Annotated in this window: 20 protein-coding genes; 9 read left to right on the plus strand and 11 right to left on the minus strand. The window is 69.8% G+C overall.

What is annotated here, in order from left to right:
* Positions 1-36 precede the first annotated feature (36 nt).
* Both ACL03I_RS19995 and ACL03I_RS20000 read right to left on the minus strand, forming a co-directional pair.
* Positions 37-720: an SGNH/GDSL hydrolase family protein gene (locus tag ACL03I_RS19995; RefSeq protein ID WP_412806661.1), complete on the minus strand. Its 684-nt coding sequence runs from the start codon at positions 718-720 to the stop codon at positions 37-39.
* Positions 721-728: 8 nt separating this feature from the next.
* Positions 729-2141: an MFS transporter gene (locus ACL03I_RS20000; protein WP_412806662.1), complete on the minus strand. Its 1413-nt coding sequence runs from the start codon at positions 2139-2141 to the stop codon at positions 729-731.
* Positions 2142-2233: 92 nt separating this feature from the next.
* Between ACL03I_RS20000 and ACL03I_RS20005 the strand changes: the two genes are divergently transcribed.
* On the plus strand, positions 2234-2875 hold the full coding sequence (locus tag ACL03I_RS20005) for a TetR/AcrR family transcriptional regulator (protein WP_412806663.1): 642 nt from the start codon (positions 2234-2236) through the stop codon (positions 2873-2875).
* Here the strand turns inward: ACL03I_RS20005 and ACL03I_RS20010 are convergent.
* From ACL03I_RS20010 to ACL03I_RS20040, 7 genes are all read right to left on the minus strand, one after another.
* Positions 2872-3558: a hypothetical protein gene (locus ACL03I_RS20010; RefSeq protein WP_412806664.1), complete on the minus strand. Its 687-nt coding sequence runs from the start codon at positions 3556-3558 to the stop codon at positions 2872-2874. The genes ACL03I_RS20005 and ACL03I_RS20010 overlap by 4 nt on opposite strands.
* Before the next feature lie 67 nt (positions 3559-3625).
* Positions 3626-4480, minus strand: a complete 855-nt coding sequence (locus ACL03I_RS20015; protein ID WP_412806665.1) for a sirohydrochlorin chelatase — start codon at positions 4478-4480, stop codon at positions 3626-3628.
* Position 4481: 1 nt separating this feature from the next.
* Entirely contained in the window at positions 4482-5777 is a 1296-nt protein-coding gene (locus tag ACL03I_RS20020) for a sulfate adenylyltransferase subunit 1 (RefSeq protein ID WP_355072416.1), read from the minus strand.
* A 1-nt stretch (position 5778) separates the two neighbouring features.
* Positions 5779-6711, minus strand: coding sequence for a sulfate adenylyltransferase subunit CysD (gene cysD / locus ACL03I_RS20025; RefSeq protein WP_355072418.1), 933 nt, complete (start codon positions 6709-6711; stop codon positions 5779-5781).
* Positions 6708-7424 carry a phosphoadenylyl-sulfate reductase gene (locus tag ACL03I_RS20030; protein ID WP_355072419.1) on the minus strand — a complete coding sequence of 239 codons (717 nt, stop codon included), beginning with the start codon at positions 7422-7424 and terminating at the stop codon, positions 6708-6710. The genes cysD and ACL03I_RS20030 overlap by 4 nt, the downstream gene beginning before the upstream one ends.
* Positions 7425-7444: 20 nt before the next feature.
* Entirely contained in the window at positions 7445-9259 is a 1815-nt protein-coding gene (locus ACL03I_RS20035) for a nitrite/sulfite reductase (RefSeq protein WP_412806666.1), read from the minus strand.
* 125 nt (positions 9260-9384) lie between these two features.
* On the minus strand, positions 9385-9477 hold the full coding sequence (locus tag ACL03I_RS20040) for an Ms4527A family Cys-rich leader peptide (protein ID WP_350356343.1): 93 nt from the start codon (positions 9475-9477) through the stop codon (positions 9385-9387).
* A 213-nt stretch (positions 9478-9690) separates the two neighbouring features.
* Between ACL03I_RS20040 and ACL03I_RS20045 the strand changes: the two genes are divergently transcribed.
* The 3 genes from ACL03I_RS20045 (at position 9691) to ACL03I_RS20055 (ending at position 11682) form a co-directional block, all read left to right on the plus strand.
* A complete protein-coding gene (locus ACL03I_RS20045) occupies positions 9691-10098 on the plus strand; it encodes an SgcJ/EcaC family oxidoreductase (RefSeq protein WP_355072423.1) in 408 nt (135 codons plus the stop codon).
* A 60-nt stretch (positions 10099-10158) separates the two neighbouring features.
* A complete protein-coding gene (gene hemW / locus ACL03I_RS20050) occupies positions 10159-11367 on the plus strand; it encodes a radical SAM family heme chaperone HemW (protein WP_412806667.1) in 1209 nt (402 codons plus the stop codon).
* Between the two features lie 105 nt (positions 11368-11472).
* Entirely contained in the window at positions 11473-11682 is a 210-nt protein-coding gene (locus tag ACL03I_RS20055) for a hypothetical protein (protein WP_355072425.1), read from the plus strand.
* 3 nt (positions 11683-11685) lie between these two features.
* Here ACL03I_RS20055 and ACL03I_RS20060 read toward each other — a convergent pair whose 3' ends face one another.
* Complete coding sequence (locus tag ACL03I_RS20060) at positions 11686-12645, minus strand: helix-turn-helix domain-containing protein (RefSeq protein ID WP_379254727.1); 960 nt, start codon at positions 12643-12645, stop codon at positions 11686-11688.
* Positions 12646-12834: 189 nt separating this feature from the next.
* On the opposite strand from ACL03I_RS20060, the gene ACL03I_RS20065 reads away from it, so the two are divergent.
* The 5 genes from ACL03I_RS20065 (at position 12835) to ACL03I_RS20085 (ending at position 17701) form a co-directional block, all read left to right on the plus strand.
* A complete protein-coding gene (locus tag ACL03I_RS20065; RefSeq protein ID WP_355072429.1) occupies positions 12835-13656 on the plus strand; it encodes an alpha/beta fold hydrolase in 822 nt (273 codons plus the stop codon).
* 14 nt (positions 13657-13670) lie between these two features.
* Positions 13671-14474, plus strand: a complete 804-nt coding sequence (locus ACL03I_RS20070) for an alpha/beta fold hydrolase (RefSeq protein WP_412806668.1) — start codon at positions 13671-13673, stop codon at positions 14472-14474.
* Between the two features lie 163 nt (positions 14475-14637).
* Positions 14638-15669: a heat-inducible transcriptional repressor HrcA gene (gene hrcA / locus ACL03I_RS20075; RefSeq protein ID WP_355072433.1), complete on the plus strand. Its 1032-nt coding sequence runs from the start codon at positions 14638-14640 to the stop codon at positions 15667-15669.
* Between the two features lie 139 nt (positions 15670-15808).
* A complete protein-coding gene (dnaJ, locus tag ACL03I_RS20080) occupies positions 15809-16960 on the plus strand; it encodes a molecular chaperone DnaJ (RefSeq protein WP_355072435.1) in 1152 nt (383 codons plus the stop codon).
* Positions 16961-17701, plus strand: coding sequence for a 16S rRNA (uracil(1498)-N(3))-methyltransferase (locus tag ACL03I_RS20085; protein ID WP_355072437.1), 741 nt, complete (start codon positions 16961-16963; stop codon positions 17699-17701). It begins immediately after the preceding gene.
* Here the strand turns inward: ACL03I_RS20085 and ACL03I_RS20090 are convergent.
* Positions 17613-18899 (minus strand): MFS transporter, encoded by a 1287-nt coding sequence (locus tag ACL03I_RS20090; RefSeq protein WP_412806669.1) that lies wholly within the window; start codon positions 18897-18899, stop codon positions 17613-17615. The genes ACL03I_RS20085 and ACL03I_RS20090 overlap by 89 nt on opposite strands.
* Positions 18900-18995 lie beyond the last annotated feature (96 nt).

Below are 18995 nucleotides of genomic sequence, written 5' to 3' on the forward strand. Positions count from 1 at the left end.
GGCACCCGACCGCCGGCGCCTCCGCCACGTGTCCGATCAGCGCGACACGAGAACATGTCCGGCCAGCGTGCGCACCATGTCCGAGGCGAGCACGGCGTGACCGCTCATGCTGAAGTGGATGAGGTCGGCGCTCATAAGGTCGGGCCGCAGGCGCAGCGGGTGGTCCCATAGTTCAAGCAGGAGCGCGTCGTAGCGGGCGGCCTGTTCGCGGACCAGGTCGTTGAGCGCGGCCATCCGGTCGCGCATCGGACGCATCGACGCCATGCGCTCGATATCCCAGACGTCGGCGAGGGTGAAGGTCACGATCCGCGCTCCGGTGCGGGCCAGCGTTCCGAACAGCGTGTCCAGGTTGGAACGCAATTCGGCGAGGTCGCCGCCCGGCAGGAACAGGTCGTTGCCGCCGCAGCTGAGATGCACGAGATCGGGCCGGAATTCGAGTACGGAGGGCAACTGCTCGGCGATGACCTGGGCGGAGGTGGCGCCGATCCGGCCGGTGTTCAGGTAAGCCAGATCCGGGCGAACCGAAGTGAGCACGGCCGCGACGCGGTCGGCCCAGCCCGCGAATTCGTAACCCGGGCTCGGATCGCCGACGCCCTGCGCGATGGAGTCGCCGAGCACCGCGTAGCGCTGCCACGGGGCTTCGGCGAGCAGACGCCGCTGTTCCGCGGGCGGCAGCAGCAGCGGATCGTTCTCTTCGGTACGAATATCGTTGTCGCTCAAGCTGATTCCTAGTTGTCGACGGAGAAGGACGGAGTGCGGGCCGGTAGCGCGGCCAGGCAAGCGGCCACGGCGGCGATGCCCGCGCACACGGCGAAGACGATGTGGAACGCGCCGAGTGGATCGTCGGGACGTGCCGCGAACACGGCGGCGAGCACGGCCACGCCGAGCGCCCCGCCCACTTGCCGCGCGGTCAGATTCATGCCGGTGCCTGCGGCGAACTGCTGCGGCGGAAGAGCACCGGCCGCCGCGGTGCCCAGCACCGTGACGACGAAACCGATGCCGCCGCCGCCGAGCACACCGGCCGGAATCCACGCCGACCACAGGGCTGGAGTGGCGCCGAAGGCATCCGTGCTCATCCACGCGGTGCACGCCACGAACATCAACGCACCGAGCACGCCGAGCCACCGCCTGGCCGTCGCCGAGCCGATCCGGCCCGCGACGGTCGCCGTCACCATCGACGCGACCGCTCCGATGGTCATGGCTCCTGCGGAGCCGAGCACCGAGTAGTCCCAGATCGCGTCCAGGAACAGCGGTCCCGACAGCAGCCAGGCGAACATGGCCGCGCCGAAGACGAACGAGGTGGCGTTGGCCAGAGCGTAGGACTTGCTGCGCCACAGGTCGACGGCGATCGCGGGTTCGTGATGGCGCGCCGAACGGATGAGGGCGGCCACGACCAGCAGTCCGCCGCCGATCAGCGCGGTCAGTGTCCCCGCCGAGGTCCACCCCCAGCGCTGCCCTTCGGTGACGCCCGCGACCAGCCCGCCCAGCCCGAGCGCCACCGCGAGGGTGCCGAGCGGATCCGGCAGCGCACCGCCGGATCGACGGTCGTCGGGGGCCGGAACGCGCGCCGCCGCCATGACGAGCAGCAGTGCCACCGGAACGTTGATGACGAAAACCGCCCGCCAGTCGAATCCTTCGACCAGCGCGCCACCGAGTGCGGGACCGACGACAGCGGCGAACCCGCCCGCGGCCGACCAGGCTCCGATGGCCGCGCCGATCTTCTCCCGCGGCGTGGCGGCGAGCACCAAGCCGAGAGCGGACGGCACCATCAGCGCCGCGGCGCCGCCTTGCAGCACCCGGCCCGCGATGAGCCAGCCCGCTGTCGGGGCGAGCCCGCACAGCAGGGAGGTGAGGGCGAAACCGGCCAGCGCGCCGAGGAACAGCCTGCGGCGGCCGAGCGCGTCGGCGAGACGTCCGGCCGGGGTGAGCAACGCGGCGAAAGCGACCGCGTAGCCGCTGACGACCCAGGTCAGCGTGGCGGTCGCCGTGCCGGGGTAGTCCCGGGCGATCGACGGGAAGGCGATATTGACGACGGAGAGATCGAGAAAGGCGATGAAGGCGGCGCCGCAGGCGATCAGCAAGGTGCGCGTGGCCGCGGTCGCGGTCGGTGGGCTGTCGAGCCGCACGGACGCGTCGGTCATGGGAAGTCCTTAGTCGGGGATACAAAACGCACGATCGTTCGTTCAAATAAAATACGACCATACGTTCGTATGTGCAATAGTGAAGTGGAAGAATGGGCCTCATGACCGAGTCCGTCACCACACGCGACCAGCCGCGCGGCACCGATCAGCGCCTGGCCAAGGGCGCGCGGGCGCGTGCGTCGATCGCCCGCCACGCCGCCGACGTGGCGTCTGTCGAGGGCCTCACCGGCCTCAGCATCGGCCGCTTGGCCACCGACCTTGGGCTCAGCAAGAGCGGCATCGCCACCCTTTTCGGCAGCAAGGAGAGCCTGCAGATCGCGGCGGTGAAATCCGCGCGGCAGGTCTTCATCGACGAAGTCATCACGCCGAGCCTGAGCGAGCCGGCCGGACTACCGCGCCTGCGCGCCCTGGTCGAGCGCTGGCTGGGTCAGGTGGCCGACCCGGCATTCCCCGGCGGGTGCTTCCGCGTCGCGACACTCGCCGAGTTCGACAGCAGGCCGGGACCCGTGCGTGACGCCATCGCCGAAGACCGCAGGGACTGGCTCGCGTTCCTGATCAAGGAGATTCGCCGGGCGCAGGACCAGGGCCGTTTCGGTGCGCGCAGCGCCGACGCCGTCGCGTTCGAACTGGACGCGGTGATCGCCGCGGCGCACACGGCGCGGCAGATGGGTGACGAGTGGGGCGTCACTACCGCGCGCCACCTCGTGGCGGATCTGCTCGGCCCGGGCGACTAGTCGGCCGGTGAACCGTTGACCAGGTAGTCCAGGTAGGAACCCGGGATCGGGGACAGTTCAACGCCTTCGGCGTCCACGATGTGCGGCCGGATGGTGCCGGTGGGCGTGATCTCGGGGCTTTCGATCAGCACCGTGGTCGCTACCGGAAGGGCGAAGAACTGCACCGCGAACGGCATGGCGGTGGCCAGTTCCAGCAGGGTGGTGTAGTACGACGACCGGTGCGCGTGGTCTTCGAAGCATTCCACCGACCAACCGGAGGACTCGGAGTCGTCCGGCTCGGTGCGCGCCAGCACCAGGACCGGTGATTCGAGTCCGCACGACGAGATGGTGGCCCGCTGGTCCTCGCCGGGAAAGTCGAGGCGATCGGTGAGGCCGACCCCGGCCGCCACTTCGCGCTGGTACCACACATCGCGCAGGGTGCGGTCGATCTGCTCGGCCCAGGTCTGCGCGTCGGTGCGTTCGGCCAGCCCCAATGTGCCGTCGTCGCGACCGCGCACCCGGACCAGATTCCAGCCGATCCGGATCGTCTCGCCGGGGTGGTAGCGCGTGCCCGCCGCGACGGTGGACTCCAGATACGACAGCAGCCAGTTCTCCATGCCGGGCAGCCGCGGCTCGGTGAAGAGAATGGTGAACTCGGGATGTCCGTGGCTGGCGCAGGAGGTGGTGCGGAACGACTCGGCCATGCCACGTTCCTAGCACGCGACAGCGTCACGCGGGCACGCCCGCCCGGGAACCGCCGCGAACGCCCGGTCAGGCCGAGAGCGCGCGAGTATCCGCGATCGCCGCGTGATAGCGATCCAGGATGACCTCGGTGAGGGCCGGATGCGCGCCGAGCACATCGGCGTGGATCGCCTCCGGCGCCGCGTCGACGAGGCGATCGGTCAGTAATCCGGGTGCGAGGAACCAGGGAGCGACCAGCACGCGCTCGGCGCCGCGAGCGTGCAGTCGCGAAATCGCCTCGGTGACCGACGGTTCGGTGGTCGCGAAGCAGATCTCGGTGCGCCAGCCGGTGCGGGCGGCCAGGCGGGTGGCCACCTCGGCGGTCCGGGCGTTGGCCGCCGCCGACGACGATCCGACCGCCGCGACCGCGACGCCGAGGCGCCGATCCGCGAAGCGGTGCCCGGCGCCGGCGGCGAGGACACGGTCGCGCAGCGTACCGACCAGTCCGGCGTCCACGCCGAGCACGTCGGCTTGGGTCAGGCGCAGCCCGAGATGGCGGGCGCGGGCCGCGGCGAGCAGGCCGGGCAGATCGACCCTGGCGTGGAAGGCGCTGCCGAGCAGCAGCGGCGTCACCACCGCGTGCGTGTGCCCGTCGGCGGCGACGGCATCCACCACCTGTTCGACCGACGGGGCGGTGAGATCGAGGAACGCCGTCCTGACGTCGAGGTCCGGACGAGCGGCGGCGACGGCGCCGACCACCTCCGCGACGGTTGCCGCCGACCGCGGATCGCGGCTGCCGTGGGCCACCGCGATCAGCGCGGGCGGTCGCGCCGGGCTGCCGTCGAGCCCGGGGGCGATCCGGGAAGTCGCGCAGCCCGGACTGCCCGCCGGGGCGACAGCGCCCAGGACCGGCGGGGCGCCGAACAGGGCTCGCGACACCGCCATGTCAGGCCCCGGTGCCGACCTCGACGGCGGTCAGCACGTCACCGACCAGACCGGCCGCCAGCGTGTTGCCGCCCGCCGGATCGATCAGCAGGAAGCTGCCGGTGTGCCGGTTGGCTCGGTAGTCGTCGGCCGCGATCGGCTCGGCGACCCGCACCGAGATGCGCCCGATGTCGTTGAGCTCCAGCGACTCCGGGTTCGGGTCGGCCGCGAGGCGCTGCTCGTCGAAGCGCTCCAGCAGCGCGCCGACGATCGCCTGGGTGGTGCGGGTGCCGTGCTTGAGCAGCAGCCGCGCACCGGGGCGCAGCGGCTTGTCACCCAGCCAGCACACCGTGGCGTCGAAGGTGTCGATCGGCTCGGGCGCGTCGGCGGCCGCGGCGATGATGTCGCCCCGCGAGATGTCGACCTCGTCGGCCAGGATCAGCGTGACGCTGCGTCCGGCCTGCGCCACCGCGAGCTCGCCGTCGGGGGTGTCGATCCGCTCCACAGTCGTGCGGATGCCCGACGGCAGCACCACGACCTCGTCGCCGGGAGCGACCGCGCCCGCCGCGATCTGTCCCGCGTAGCCGCGGTAGTCCGGGTGCTCGGCGGTGCGCGGCCGGATCACGTACTGCACCGGGAACCGCAGGCCCAGCTCGTGATCGCCGGTGCTGTCGGCGTCGACCGGCACCGATTCCAGGTGCTCGATCAGCGACGGCCCGTCGTAATACGGGGTGTTGTCCGACCGGGTGGCGATGTTGTCGCCGTGCAGCGCCGAGACCGGGATCTCCAGCACGTCCTCGCTCGACCAGCCCAGCGTGCTGGTGAGTTCGTTGAACTCCGCGGAGATGGCGGCGAACACCGCGGCGGCGTCGTCCACCAGATCGATCTTGTTCACCGCGAGCACCAGCTTCGGCACACCGAGCAGCGCGAGCACGGCGGCGTGCCTGCGGGTCTGCTCGATGACGCCCTTGCGCGCGTCGACGAGCAGGATCACCAGCTGCGCGGTGGACGCGCCGGACACGGTGTTGCGGGTGTACTGCACGTGCCCGGGGGTGTCCGCGAGCACGAATGAGCGGCGCGGAGTGGCGAAGTAGCGGTAGGCGACATCGATGGTGATGCCCTGTTCGCGTTCCGCGCGCAACCCGTCCACGAGCAGCGAGAGATCCGGGGTGGCGAGACCTTTGTCCACCGACGCGCGGGTGACGGCGTCGATCTGGTCGGCCAGAACGGATTTCGTGTCGTAGAGCAGGCGTCCGACCAGAGTGGACTTGCCGTCGTCGACAGAACCGGCGGTGGCCAGCCTCAATAGGTCGGACATGTCAGAAATAACCCTCTCGTTTGCGGTCTTCCATCGCGGCTTCGGAGACGCGGTCGTCGCCGCGGGTCGCACCACGTTCGGTCAGTCGGGACGCGGCGACCTCGGCGAGGATCGCCTCGTTGTCGGCCGCGTCGGAAAGCACGGCGCCGGTGGAGGATCCGTCGCCCACGGTGCGGTACCGCACCGACCTGGTCTCCAGCACCTCGTCCTCACGCGGGCCGCCCCACACGCCCGGCGTCATCCACATGCCGTCGCGTAGGTACACCGGACGCTCGTGCGCGTAGTAGATGCTCGCCAGATCGATGTCCTCGCGGGCGATATAGCGCCAGATGTCCAGCTCGGTCCAGTTGCTCAGGGGGAACACGCGCACGTGCTCGCCCGGCGCGTGGCGCCCGTTGTACAGGTTCCACAGCTCGGGACGCTGCCGCTTCGGGTCCCACTGGCCGAAGGCGTTGCGCAGCGAGAAGATCCGCTCCTTGGCGCGCGAGCGCTCCTCGTCGCGACGGCCGCCGCCGAACACGGCGTCGAACCGATGCTCGCTGATCGCGTCCAGCAGCGGGACGGTCTGCAGCGGGTTGCGGATGCCGTCGGGGCGCTCGGTGAGCCTGCCGTCGGCCAGGTAGTCCTCCACCTTCGCCACGTGCAGGCGCAAGCCGTAGCGCTCGACCACCTTGTCCCGGAACTCCAGCACCTCGGGCAGGTTGTGCCCGGTGTCCACGTGCAGCAGCGCGAACGGCAGCGGCGCGGGCCAGAACGCCTTGAGCGCAAGATGCAGCAGCACGGTGGAGTCCTTGCCGCCGGAGAACAGGATCACCGGCCGCTCGAACTCGCCCGCCACCTCGCGGAAGATGTGGATCGCCTCGGATTCCAGCGCGGCGAGAGTATCGAAATCGGTGATACCGAGCGAACGTTCGCTACGAATCGTTTCAGTCATGATTGGTGCAACCCGCATTCGGTCTTGGCGAGGCCGGCCCAACGGCCGCTTCTCGGATCGGCTCCCGGCTCCGGCTTCCGTGTGCACGGAGCGCAGCCGATGGACGGATACCCCTCCTCCACCAGGGGATTGACGAGGATGCCGTGCTTTTCGATGTAGTCCTGCATCTCGTCGTCGGACCACGGCGCGATCGGGTTGATCTTCACCAGGCCGAACGCCTCGTCGAAGGAGATCAGCGGTGCGTTCGCCCGGGTCGGCGCCTCCACCCGGCGGATGCCGGTGACCCAGGCGTTGTAGCCCGCGAGCGACTTCTGCAACGGGACGACCTTGCGCAACCGGCAGCACTCGTTGGGCTCGCGGGCGAACAGATCCTTGCCCAGCAGCCGATCCTGTTCGGCAACGGAGTGTTCCGGCCGGACGTTGACCACGTTCACCCCGTACACGGCCTCCACCGCGTCCCGGGTGCCGATGGTCTCGGCGAAGTGGTAGCCGGTGTCCAGGAAGAGCACGTCGACGCCGGCGCGCACGCCCGCGGCCAGGTGCACCAGCACGCCGTCCTGCATGTTGGAGGCCACGATGTAGTTCGTGCCGAAGGTGTCCTCGGTCCACCGCAGGAGTTCGGTCGCCGAGGCGCCGTCGAGTTCGGCGGCGCCGCGCGCGGCGATGGCGCGGAGCTGGTCCTCGGACAGCTTTTCCGCGAGTTCGGTTGTCACAATTGATCTCCCGTCGACACTTATCTCAGGTCGGCCTCGTCGGCGCGGACCGCCCACTGGGCGAACCGTTCGCCGTCCGAACGTTGCTTGACGAAGTTGCGCACCACCCGGTCGATGTAGTCGCCGAGTTCCCCGGTGGTCACTTTGTGCTGGCGCAGCTTGCGCCCGAACGCGCTGTCGAAGCCGAGGCTGCCGCCGAGGTGAACCTGGAATCCCTCCACCTGATTCCCGGTGCCGTCGTCGACCAGTTGGCCCTTGAACCCGATGTCGGCGATCTGCGAGCGGGCGCAGGAGTTCGGGCAACCGTTGATGTTGATCGTGATCGGGACATCCAGCTGCGCGTTCAGATCCGCCAGCCGTTCCTCCAGCTCCGGCACCAGCGCTTGGGAGCGCTTGCGCGTCTCGGCGAAGGAGAGTTTGCAGAACTCGATACCGGTGCAGGCCATCAGATTCCGCCGCCAGAGCGAGGGCCGCGCCTGCAGGCCGAGGGGTTCCAGCTCGTCGATCAGCGCGTCGACCCCGTCGTCGGGAACGTCGAGCACGATCAGCTTCTGGTACGGGGTGAACCGGACGCGATCGGAGCCGATCCGCTCGACCGCGTCGGCGACCTTGGTCAGGACGGTGCCCGACACCCGGCCCGCGATGGGGGAGAAGCCGACCGCGTTGAGTCCGTTGCGCAGCCGCTGCACGCCGACGTGGTCGATCGGCTTGGTCGGCTGCTCGGGCGCGGGGCCGTCGATCAGCTTGCGCTTCAGGTACTCGTCCTCCAGCACCTGGCGGAACTTCTCGATGCCCCAGTCCTTGATCAGGAACTTCAGGCGCGCCTTGGTGCGCAGGCGGCGGTAGCCGTAGTCGCGGAACACCGATACGACGGCTTCCCACACGTCCGGCACCTCGTCCAGCGGCACCCACACGCCCACCCGCTTGGCGAGCATCGGGTTGGTGGACAGCCCGCCGCCGACCCACAGGTCCAGACCGGGGCCGTGCTCGGGATGCACGACACCGACGAACGCGACGTCGTTGATCTCGTGCACCACGTCCTGCTGGCCGGAGATCGCGGTCTTGAACTTGCGCGGCAGGTTGGAGTACTCCTTCTTGCCGATGTAGCGGCGCACGATCTCCTCGATCGCGGGCGTCGGGTCGATGACCTCGTCCAGCGACTCGCCGGCCAGCGGAGATCCGAGCACCACGCGCGGGCAGTCGCCGCACGCCTCGGTGGTCTTCAGGCCGACCGCCTCGATCCGCTTCCAGATCTCCGGGACGTTCTCCACCTCGATCCAGTGGTACTGCACGTTCTCCCGGTCGGACAGATCCGCGGTGTCGCGGGCGAACTCGGTGGAGATCCCGCCCAGCGTGCGCAGTTGCGCGAGGTTCAGCGCGCCGCCGTCGCAGCGGATGCGCATCATGAAGTACTTGGCCTCGAGCAGATCGATGTTCTCGTCACCGGTCCAGGTGCCGTCGTAGCCCTGCTCGCGCTGGGTGTACAGACCCCACCAGCGGAACCGGCCGCGCAGGTCGCCCTTGTCGATGCCGTCGAAGCCGGTCTTGGCGTAGATGTTCTCGATGCGGGCGCGGACGTTGAGGGGGTTGTCGTCCTTCTTGGACTGCTCGTTCGGGTTCAGCGGCTCGCGGTAACCCAGCGCCCACTGACCCTCGGCCTTGCGGCGCACGGGATTGCCGGTGCGCACGCGCGGTCCGGTCGTGGTCGCCTCGGGACGCGGCCGATCCGGGCGGACCCGGCGTTCGGAGGCCGGGCGTTCGGGGCGCGCGCGGCGCTCCGGCTGGGATTCGGGCGTGGGCTGATCGGTCGGACCGGCGTCGGTGCTCGACGTCATGGGGTCGCTCCTGCGGGGTGGGTGGTACATCCTGCTGAGGGGCGCGAGGGGCTGACTCACGCCTGCGGTGTCAGCGGGCCGATGAAGTCGGGATCGCCGGGGACCCGGGGATCGGGCGCGCTGAACTACCGGAGGGAACCGGGCAGACAGCAGGCGCTACAGACGCGCTTGTAATCGACGTGGCGACGGGCCACCAGTCGAATCTCCAAAGCGCGCATGCGGCCTATTGTGCCACGTCAGCGATGGCCTTCCGACCCTGCGTCTGGTATTTCCCGTGAATCTGCGGGAAATCCCCTGGACGTTCGACCCAGTTTGTGACGGCAGTCATAGTCACGAGCCCCAACCGGGCGCGTGATACGGCGACCGCGCCGTCTGTGACACTGCGCACCTCGCTTGACCTCGAGCGAAGTGGAGGTTGGACGCTCGGCGTCATGAGTACCACAACTGTCGACGCCACCGGCGAGCTCGAAGCCATCCGCGCGGTGGTCGCGAGCGTCCAACACGCCCAGCGCAACGAGCTCGTCGACGAATTCGTCGCGCTGTTCCGGGAGGACGCGATCTGGACCACCGGACACGGCAAACGTCTCTTCGGACGGGCGGCCATCGCGGAGTTCACCGCGCAGGTGCTGCCCGGGGCCACCGCACACGGCACGGCGACCTACGAGGTCGAGCACGTGCTGTTCATCCGCCCGGACGTGGCGGCGGTGAAGGTCCGCCAGCGCTATTTCACCGACGCGGGCGTTCTGGAGAGCGAAGGCAGCCCGATGTACGTGATGTCCAAGGAGGACGGCCGCTGGTTGCTCACCGCGAACCAGAACACTCCGGTCGTGGCGGACTGAAGGGCCCGGTAGCGGAGTCCCGGCCGTCGGCGCGGTCGCGGCGACGTTCACACTGGACAGGTGAGTTCTTCCGCCGCTACCGCGCGTACCGACACTTCCGCGCCGGTGCTACGCGACTTCGGCGACGGTCCGTTCGGGATCTACGTGCACGTGCCGTTCTGCGCCACGCGGTGCGGCTACTGCGACTTCAACACCTACACCGCGGGGGAGCTCGGCAGTTCGGCCTCGCCGCAGTCGTGGCTGGCGGCGTTGCGCGGCGAGCTGGCGACCGCCGCGCAACAGTTCGCGGCGTTGCCCACCGCGACGCCGGAAGTCTCCACCGTCTTCGTCGGCGGAGGGACGCCCTCCCTGCTGGGCGGCGACGGGCTCGCCGCGGTGCTGGACGCCGTGCGTGCCGAGTTCACCTTCGCTGCCGGGGCCGAGGTCACCACGGAGTCCAATCCGGAATCCACCTCGCCGGAATTCTTCGAGCGCATCCGGGCGGCCGGGTTCACCAGGGTGTCGCTGGGCATGCAGTCCGCCGCGGCGCACGTGTTGAAAGTGCTCGATCGCACGCACACCCCCGGCCGCGCGGTGGCCGCCGCGCTGGAGGCGCGCGCCGCTGGATTCGAGCACGTCAACCTCGATCTGATCTACGGAACACCGGGTGAGCGCGATGTCGATCTGGACGCCAGCCTGGACGCGGTGCTCGGCGCGGGCGTCGACCACGTATCGGCGTATTCGCTGATCGTGGAGGACGGCACCGCGCTGGCCAGGCGGGTGCGCCGCGGCGAGTTGCCCGCGCCGGACGACGACGTGCTCGCCGCACGTTACGAGCGCATCGACGCCCGACTGCGCTCGGCCGGATTCGGGTGGTACGAGGTGTCGAACTGGGCCGTGGGCGACGCCGCGGTCTGCAGGCACAACCTCGGTTACTGGGACGGCGGCGACTGGCTCGGCGCAGGACCGGGCGCGCACAGTCATGTCGGCGGCGTGCGGTGGTGGAACGTGAAGCACCCCGCTCGATACGCCGATCGAGTCGGCGCGGGCGGGCTGCCCGCCGCGGGCTGGGAGGCGCTGAGCGCGGACGAGCGCTACACCGAGCGGGTCATGCTCGCCGTCCGGCTGCGCACCGGCCTGCCGCTGGCCGAGCTGGCGTCCTCCGCGCGCACCGCCGTCGATCGCGTGGTCGCCGACGGCCTCGCCGTGCGCACCGCGGACGACCGGCTCGTCCTCACCGACCGCGGCCGTCTGCTCGCGGACGGCGTCGTCCGTGAACTGCTCGACTGATCCCGTGCCGGATCACGGTCGGGTCAACGCGATGCACTTTATGTCTCGTTCCGGTAACTCGGTGCGCACCGGCCGCGTAGTCTGCGATCAACCCCAAGGAGACTCATGGCTTCGGCACCACGTATGACCCTTATCCATGAACCAGGCGAGTTCGCGGAGGCGCGAGCAGCGGAGAAAGCGGAAAACGCGCGCCAGTGCGCCGTCGCCGCCCGCACTGTCGCCAGCTACGCGGAGAACGCCGCCGACTGTGAGTCGCTGCTGGCGATGCTCGGTCTCGATGCGCTCGCGGGCAAACAGGCGAAAACCTGCGGCTGACCATTACGCCTCGTCCGGGGCGAGGGCGGTGCTGCGCCATTCCCGTGGCGTGAGCCCGTAGGCGGCGCGGAAGCGCCGGGCGAAATGTGACGGATCGCGGAAGCCCCAGCGGCGCGCGATCATCGCGATCGTCCGATGCTTCTGGTCCGGACGAGTCAGATCGCCGTGTACCCGCTCGAGACGCTGGCTGATGATTCCCTGCTCGAGGCTGCACTCCGTGTTCGCGTAGATCTTGTAGAGCTGCCGGACCGACATGTTGTGCGCCTTGGCGATCTGTTCCGCGCCGAGACCAGGATCCGCCAGATTGCGCCGGATATAGGCGCGAATCCGGGACAGCAGGATGTCGGAGGGGACGACGGAGCCGTCGTCGGCGCACGCCGACAACAACAGTGCCCGGATCAGCTCGATGCTGGCGCAACCCGACAGGGCTGCCGCGGGGTCGGCGCTGAGCGCGTCCGCGTCGGCGGTCAGTTGGACGATGTGGTTGGCCACCAGCCGGTAGTGCGGGCTGTCCTGCACTCTGGCGGCGGCCTGACCGATCAGATCGGCGGGCAGGCCGAGCTGATCGAGCGGCACGTGCAGGCAGGTCGACGCCCCGTCGCCGCGCCGGCTGAAGTCGTAGGGCGCGTTCAGATCCATGACGTGCAGATCGCCCGGTCGCACGACGCGACGGACGTCGCCCTGCTCGTACCGTCCGTCGCCCGCCTGCTGCACCGCGACCGCCAGTACCGGCGCGGGGGAGGTCCTGACCTGCTTCGGTGTCCGGATCAGCTGGATGCCCGAGGTGCTGGCACGCACGATGCGCGCCTCGCCGAACCACCACACGTCGAACGTGGCGTGCACACGCTCGTCCGGCCCGTCCAGCACGACATGGGACGGGACCGATGCCTCTTGTACTGCCGCGGCCACCGCGTCCGCCCGCTCGTGCGGCGCGATGGTGTCCGAATTGAACACGACCGTCATCACAGCCTCCGTCGCAAATGAGACAGATTCGGCAATCCTCGCATGGAACCCGCCGACCGGGCCGTGCATTCTGAGCCGACGATCGTGCACGCAGAGTCGTTTCTCCGGCGGCCGCCCGTCATACGCTGTCGGTCGACCAAGATCGATCCCCGGTTCACCCGACATCCGTCCAGATCGAAGGGAACTGTCATGCCGACGATCACCACCACCGATGGCGTCGAGATCTACTACAAGGACTGGGGTGCCGGACGTCCGGTGGTGTTCAGCCACGGCTGGCCGCTGAACGGGGACGCCTGGGACAACCAGATGAAACTGGTGGCGAGCAACGGCTATCGCGCCATCGCCCACGATCGGCGCGCGCACGGACGCTCGAGCGACGTGTGGGACGGGCACGACATGGACCACTACGCCGACGACCTCGCCGCGGTGCTGAACGAGCTGGACATCAAGGACGCGATTCTGGTCGGGCACTCGACCGGCGGCGGCGAGGTGACCAGGTATCTGTCCCGGCACGGCACCTCGCGGGTGGTCAAGGCGGTGCTGCTCGGCGCGGTCCCGCCGTTGATGCTGAAGACCGCGAGCAATCCGGAAGGGACGCCGATCGAGGCGTTCGACGACATCCGCGCGGGCGTGGCCGCCGACCGCTCGCAGTTCTGGAAGGATCTGGCGATCCCGTTCTACGGCGCCAACCGCACCGGATCGAAGGTCTCACAAGGACTGCGCGACCACTTCTGGCTGATGGGCATGCAGGTGGGGCTCGAGGGCGCGTTCGACTGCGTCAAGGCGTTCTCCGAGACCGATTTCACCGCCGAGCTGCCGAGCATCGAGATCCCGGTGCTGGTGGCGCACGGCGACGACGACCAGATCGTGCCGCTCGCCGCCGCGGGCGCCAAGACGGCGAAATTGCTGCCGAGGGCCGAGTTGAAGGTGTACCCCGGCGCTCCGCACGGCCTGTGCGGCGACTACGAGAAGGCGTTCGACGCCGATCTGCTGAACTTCCTGAAGAGCTGAGGAGCCGAGACCCGATGCCGAACAAACGCTACCTGCGCCGTGCTGTGGCCGCGCTGGCCCTCCTGCTCGCCGCCACTACAGCGGCCGGGCCGGCGCGAGCGCAGTCGCTGCCCACCGTCGTGCTCGTGCACGGCGCCTTCGCCGACACCACCAGCTGGGACGGTGTCGCTGCCGTGCTGCGCGAGCGCGGCTACCGCGTGGTGACGCCGGAGAATCCGCTGCGCGGGCCTGCCTACGACGCGGCCGCCGTGCAGCGCACGCTGGACACGATCAGCGGTCCCGTCGTGCTGGCGGGGCACTCCTACGGCGGCTTCGTGATCAGCAACGTGCACGATCCGAAGGTCGAATCGCTGGTGTACATCGCGGCTTTCGCGCCGGTGGAAGGCGAGGTGGCGCAGGCCGAGCTCGACCCGATCCGCTTCCCGGGCAGCCAGCTGCTGCCGCCCGCGCTGCAGGTGAAGCTCGTCGACGACGTCCCGGGTGTCGCCGGGAAGAACCTGGACGCGTATGTCGCACCCGCCAGCTTCCATGACGTCTTCGCCCAGGACGTCGGCCCGGAGACCGCGGCCGACATGATCGTCCATCAGCGCTCCATCGCCGTGAAGGCCAATCTGGAACCGTCCGGGCCGCCCGCGTGGTCCGGCACTCCGAGTTGGTATCTGGTCTCCGCCGACGACCGGGTCATCCCGCCGTCCTCCCAGCGCTTCATGGCCCAGCGCATGGCGGCTCGAACCGGTGAGATCGAGGCCTCGCACGCCTCGCTGGTCTCCCGGCCCGACGCCGTGGCCGCGGTGATCGACGCCGCCGTTCCGCGCTGAGCGTCGCGCCGCTCGTCACGTCCCGTTGCAGGCGAGAGATCCGGTTACCGACAATTAGACTGGATCGACGGACGAACCGTGGTCGGCCCGCGATGTGCGGCGGTCACGGGACGTCGGCGCCGGGTACGGCGTGACGGGAGACGAGAGCGAGGAGGTGCGGCCGATGTCGAGCACCGAGGATCGGCGCTTCGAGGTCTTGCGCGCCATCGTCGCGGACTATGTCGCGACCAAGGAGCCGATCGGGTCGAAGACGCTGGTCGAGCGGCACAACCTGGGTGTTTCCAGCGCGACGGTGCGCAACGACATGGCGGTGCTCGAGGCCGAGGGCTACATCACCCAGCCGCACACGAGTTCCGGCCGCATCCCCACCGACAAGGGCTACCGGCAGTTCGTGGACCGGATCTCCGAGGTGAAGCCGCTGTCCTCGGCGGAGCGCAGGGCGATCCTCGAGTTCCTGGAGTCCGGCGTCGACCTCGACGACGTGCTGCGCCGGGGCGTCCGCTTGCTCGCTCAGCTGACCAGGCAGGTCGCCGTCGTGCAGTACCCGACGGTGTCGGCGTCCACGGTGCGGCACATCGAGGTGGTGGCGCTCAATCCCGCCCGCCTGCTGCTGGTGGTGATCACCGACACCGGCCGGGTCGACCAGCGCCTGGTGGAGCTCGGCGCGCTGGTCGACGACGAGGATCTGGCCGCGCTGCGCGGCATGCTCGGCGGCGCGATGGACGGCAAACGCCTGGCCGCGGCCTCCGCGGCGGTGGCCGAGCTGCCCGAGCACGCTCCGTTGCGGCTGCGCGACGTGCTGGTGCGGGTGTCCACGGTGCTGGTGGAGACCCTGGTGGAGCACCCGGAGGAGCGATTGGTGCTCGGCGGCACCGCCAACCTCACCCGCAACGCCGCCGACTTCGGTTTCCCCGGCTCGCTGCGTTCGGTTTTGGAGGCGCTCGAGGAGCAGGTGATCGTGCTCAAGCTGCTCGCCGCGGCCCAGCAACCGGGGACGGTGACGGTGCGGATCGGGGAAGAGACGCAGGTCGAGCAGATGCGTGGCACGTCGGTGGTGTCGACCGGCTACGGCGCGGCGGGCGCCGTGCTCGGCGGTATGGGGGTGCTCGGGCCCACCCGGATGGACTACCCGGGCACGATCGCATCGGTGGCGGCCGTCGCCCGATACATCGGCGAGGTCCTCGCCGAGCGCTGACGCGACGACGCCACTGCTACGCTCGATCTTTCGGCCGGATAAAGTTGAGTGCACAAGACTAATGCTGTTGTCGGCGCGCTTCACAGCGGCGCGGGCACCGGCGGCACTGTCGAGAACGACCAAGGACTAGAGAACTCAAGTGGCACGGGACTACTACGGACTGCTCGGCGTCGCGAAGAACGCGACCGACCAGGAGATCAAGCGGGCATACCGCAAGCTGGCGCGTGAGCTCCACCCCGACGTCAACCCCGACGAGGCGGCGCAGGCCAAGTTCAAGGAAGTGTCGGCCGCCTACGAGGTGCTGTCGGATCCGGAGAAGCGGCGCATCGTCGACATGGGCGGCGACCCGCTGGAATCCGGCGGTGGCGGGGCCGGATTCAACGGCGCGGGCTTCGGCGGGCTCGGCGACGTGTTCGAGGCGTTCTTCGGCGGCATGAGCGGATCGGCCGGTGCGCGCAAGCCGCGCGGTCGCGTCCAGCCCGGCGCCGACTCGCTGATCCGCACCCGGCTCAGCCTGGCCGAATGCGCGGTCGGCGTGACCAAGCACCTGACCGTGGACACCGCGATCCTGTGCGACATCTGCCAGGGCTCCGGTACCAACGGCAAGTCCAAGCCGGTGCGCTGCGAAACCTGCGGCGGCGCGGGTGAGGTCCAGTCCGTGCAGCGGTCCTTCCTCGGCCAGGTGCTGACCTCGCGCCCGTGCCCCACCTGCCGCGGCGCGGGCGAGACCATCCCGGACCCGTGCCACAAATGCGGTGGCGACGGCCGGGTGCGGGCGCGCCGCGAGATCGCGGCCCCGATCCCCGCGGGCGTCGCGAACGGCATGCGGGTGCGGCTGGCCGCGCAGGGCGAGGTCGGCCCCGGCGGCGGTCACGCGGGCGACCTGTACGTCGAGATCGTGGAGCAGCCGCACGACGTGTTCGTCCGGGACGGGGACGATCTGCACTGCACCATCCGGGTGCCGATGGTGGACGCGGCGCTCGGCACCACCGTCGTGATCGACACCATCCTGGACGGCCCGACCGAACTGAGCATTCCGGCGGGCACCCAGCCCGGCGAGATCTCGGTGCTGCGCGGGCACGGAATGCCGCGGCTGCGCTCGAGCGCGCGTGGCGACCTGCTGGCGCATCTGGACATCGTGATCCCGGCCAAGCTGGACAGCAAGCAGACCGAACTGTTGCGCAAGTACAAGGGACTGCGCGAGCGGGAGCGCGCCGAAGTGATGTCCGCGCAATCCGAGCACAACAGCGGCCTGTTCGCGCGGCTGCGCGCGTCGTTCAGCGGGCGCTAGGTGGCCGCGACGGTCTTCTACCTCGACGAGGTGCCCGAGCCGGGCGCGGTCGCGGTGCTCGACGGCCCGGAAGGCAGGCACGCCGCCACGGTGCGCCGCATCCGGGTCGGCGAGCCGATCACCCTCTCCGACGGGCGCGGGGTGCTGGCCGCATCGGAAGTCGTTGCCGCGCAACGCGACCGGCTCGAGCTCGCGGTGCGCGAGCGAGTGCTCGCGGCACCTCAGACGCCGCCGGTGACCGTCGTGCAGGCGCTGCCGAAATCCGATCGCTCGGAACTGGCGGTCGAGCTGATGACGGAGGCGGGCGCGGACGTCGTCGTCCCCTGGCAGGCCGCGCGCTGCGTCGCGAACTGGGAGGGCAAGGCGGCCAAGGGAGTCGAGAAGTGGCGGGCCGCGGCCCGCTCGGCCGCCAGGCAGTCCCGCCGGGCATACATTCCGCAAGTCGCCGACCTGCACCGCACCCAGGATTTGCTGGAGCTGGTCCGCGCGGCGAAGGCCCGCGGCGCGATCGTCGCGGCGCTGCACGAATCCGGCGCCGCCCGTTTCACCGAATTGCCTTTCGCCGAGGCCGCCGAAATCGTCCTCGTCGTGGGTCCGGAAGGCGGGCTGGACGACGCCGAACTCACGGCGTTGGCCGAAGCGGGCGCGGACATCACCTTGCTCGGCCCGACCGTGCTGCGTACATCCACCGCGGCAGCGGTTGCTCTCGGGGCGCTCGGCGCACTGACGCCGCGTTGGTGAGGTCTCGCGTCGACGCCCGATGCGATACCCACAGCAGCAGTGCCGCGATGACCATCAGCGATCCGATGCCGCAGACCAGCCCGAGCCACCCGGAGCGGGCGTAGGCGATGCCCGCCGTTCCGCCGACGAGCGCGCTGCCGAGGTAGTAGGCGAACAGATACAGCGACGACGCCGCGCCCCGGTTGCCTTCGGCCATCGCCCCCACCCACGCGCTCGCCGCGGTGTGCGCCCCGAAGAAACCCGCGGTGAAGAGCAATACGCCGAGCAAAACGGTGCCGATGTGGTCGGGAATCGTCACCACGAGCCCGATCGCCATGACGGCCAGCGACATCGCGAGCACCCAGGATCGGCCGATCCGATCGGTCAGCAGGCCGGATGCCGCCGAGGCCGCCGTTCCGGCCAGATAGAGCACGAACACCAGCCCCACCAGTGCTTCCGGCAGCCCGAAGGGCGCGCTGGTCAGCCGGTAGCCGAGATAGTTGTACATCGAGACGAACCCGCCCATCAGCACGAACGCCAGTCCGAACAGAGCGAGCAGTCCGCGGTGACGCAAGGGGCTGCCGAGGTCGCCGAGGACCGTCCGGATTCCGGCGGGGCGAGGCACGAAGCCGCGCGAGGGCGGCAGCAGGCGGACGAACCACACGGTGCAGGCCGCGGCGGCGATCGAGGCCACCGCCTGCGCCCACCGCCAGGACGCCACGTCCAACGTGAACGCCGGGATCAACCGCCCGGCCAGCCCGCCGATAGTGGTACCCGCGACGTAGATGCCCATCGCGGCGCCCAGCCCGTCCCCGCCGATCTCCTCTGCCAGATAGGCCATCGCCACCGCGGGCACACCGGCCAGCGCGATGCCTTGCAGCGCGCGTCCGGCCAGCAGCAGATCCAGCGAAGGGCTCAGCGGCAGCAGCAGTCCGAGCACCGCCGCCGCGACGGCGGAACCGATCATCACCTTGGTCCGGCCGATCCGCGACGAGAGCGCGCTCACCGGGATGATGGCCAGCGCGAGGAACCCGGTGGTGAGCGACACCGCCAGTGCCGCCAGCGCGGGCGTCGCGCCGAACGCGGCCGAGAGACTCGGCAGCAGTGCCTGGGCGCTGTACATCGAGGCGAATGTCGTCAGACCGGCCGCGAACAGCGCGATGGTGATCCTGCGTTCGTGGGCGACGTCCCTCGCCGCTTCGATCCGTGTCGTGGTCATCGGGTCCTCCTTTCGTCCAGCATCGCCAGGCGGTTTTCCGGAAGGAAATGAATAATGAGAAGTGAGTTCATTCCCTGAGCGCATATAGAGAGGTCG

Origin of the sequence: Nocardia sichangensis, assembly GCF_047200615.1 — a bacterium.
Taxonomy (GTDB): domain Bacteria; phylum Actinomycetota; class Actinomycetes; order Mycobacteriales; family Mycobacteriaceae; genus Nocardia; species Nocardia sichangensis.

Excerpts from the sequence above, each read along its gene's own strand:
- ACL03I_RS20000 (WP_412806662.1), bottom strand. The coding sequence starts at position 2,141 with ATGACCGACGCGTCCGTGCGGCTCGACAGCCCACCGACCGCGACCGCG.
- ACL03I_RS20005 (WP_412806663.1), top strand. The coding sequence starts at position 2,234 with ATGGGCCTCATGACCGAGTCCGTCACCACACGCGACCAGCCGCGCGGC.
- ACL03I_RS20010 (WP_412806664.1), bottom strand. The coding sequence starts at position 3,558 with ATGGCCGAGTCGTTCCGCACCACCTCCTGCGCCAGCCACGGACATCCC.
- ACL03I_RS20015 (WP_412806665.1), bottom strand. The coding sequence starts at position 4,480 with ATGGCGGTGTCGCGAGCCCTGTTCGGCGCCCCGCCGGTCCTGGGCGCT.
- ACL03I_RS20020 (WP_355072416.1), bottom strand. The coding sequence starts at position 5,777 with ATGTCCGACCTATTGAGGCTGGCCACCGCCGGTTCTGTCGACGACGGC.
- cysD (WP_355072418.1), bottom strand. The coding sequence starts at position 6,711 with ATGACTGAAACGATTCGTAGCGAACGTTCGCTCGGTATCACCGATTTC.
- ACL03I_RS20035 (WP_412806666.1), bottom strand. The coding sequence starts at position 9,259 with ATGACGTCGAGCACCGACGCCGGTCCGACCGATCAGCCCACGCCCGAA.
- ACL03I_RS20040 (WP_350356343.1), bottom strand. The coding sequence starts at position 9,477 with ATGCGCGCTTTGGAGATTCGACTGGTGGCCCGTCGCCACGTCGATTAC.
- ACL03I_RS20045 (WP_355072423.1), top strand. The coding sequence starts at position 9,691 with ATGAGTACCACAACTGTCGACGCCACCGGCGAGCTCGAAGCCATCCGC.
- ACL03I_RS20055 (WP_355072425.1), top strand. The coding sequence starts at position 11,473 with ATGGCTTCGGCACCACGTATGACCCTTATCCATGAACCAGGCGAGTTC.
- ACL03I_RS20060 (WP_379254727.1), bottom strand. The coding sequence starts at position 12,645 with ATGACGGTCGTGTTCAATTCGGACACCATCGCGCCGCACGAGCGGGCG.
- ACL03I_RS20065 (WP_355072429.1), top strand. The coding sequence starts at position 12,835 with ATGCCGACGATCACCACCACCGATGGCGTCGAGATCTACTACAAGGAC.
- ACL03I_RS20070 (WP_412806668.1), top strand. The coding sequence starts at position 13,671 with ATGCCGAACAAACGCTACCTGCGCCGTGCTGTGGCCGCGCTGGCCCTC.
- hrcA (WP_355072433.1), top strand. The coding sequence starts at position 14,638 with ATGTCGAGCACCGAGGATCGGCGCTTCGAGGTCTTGCGCGCCATCGTC.
- ACL03I_RS20090 (WP_412806669.1), bottom strand. The coding sequence starts at position 18,899 with ATGACCACGACACGGATCGAAGCGGCGAGGGACGTCGCCCACGAACGC.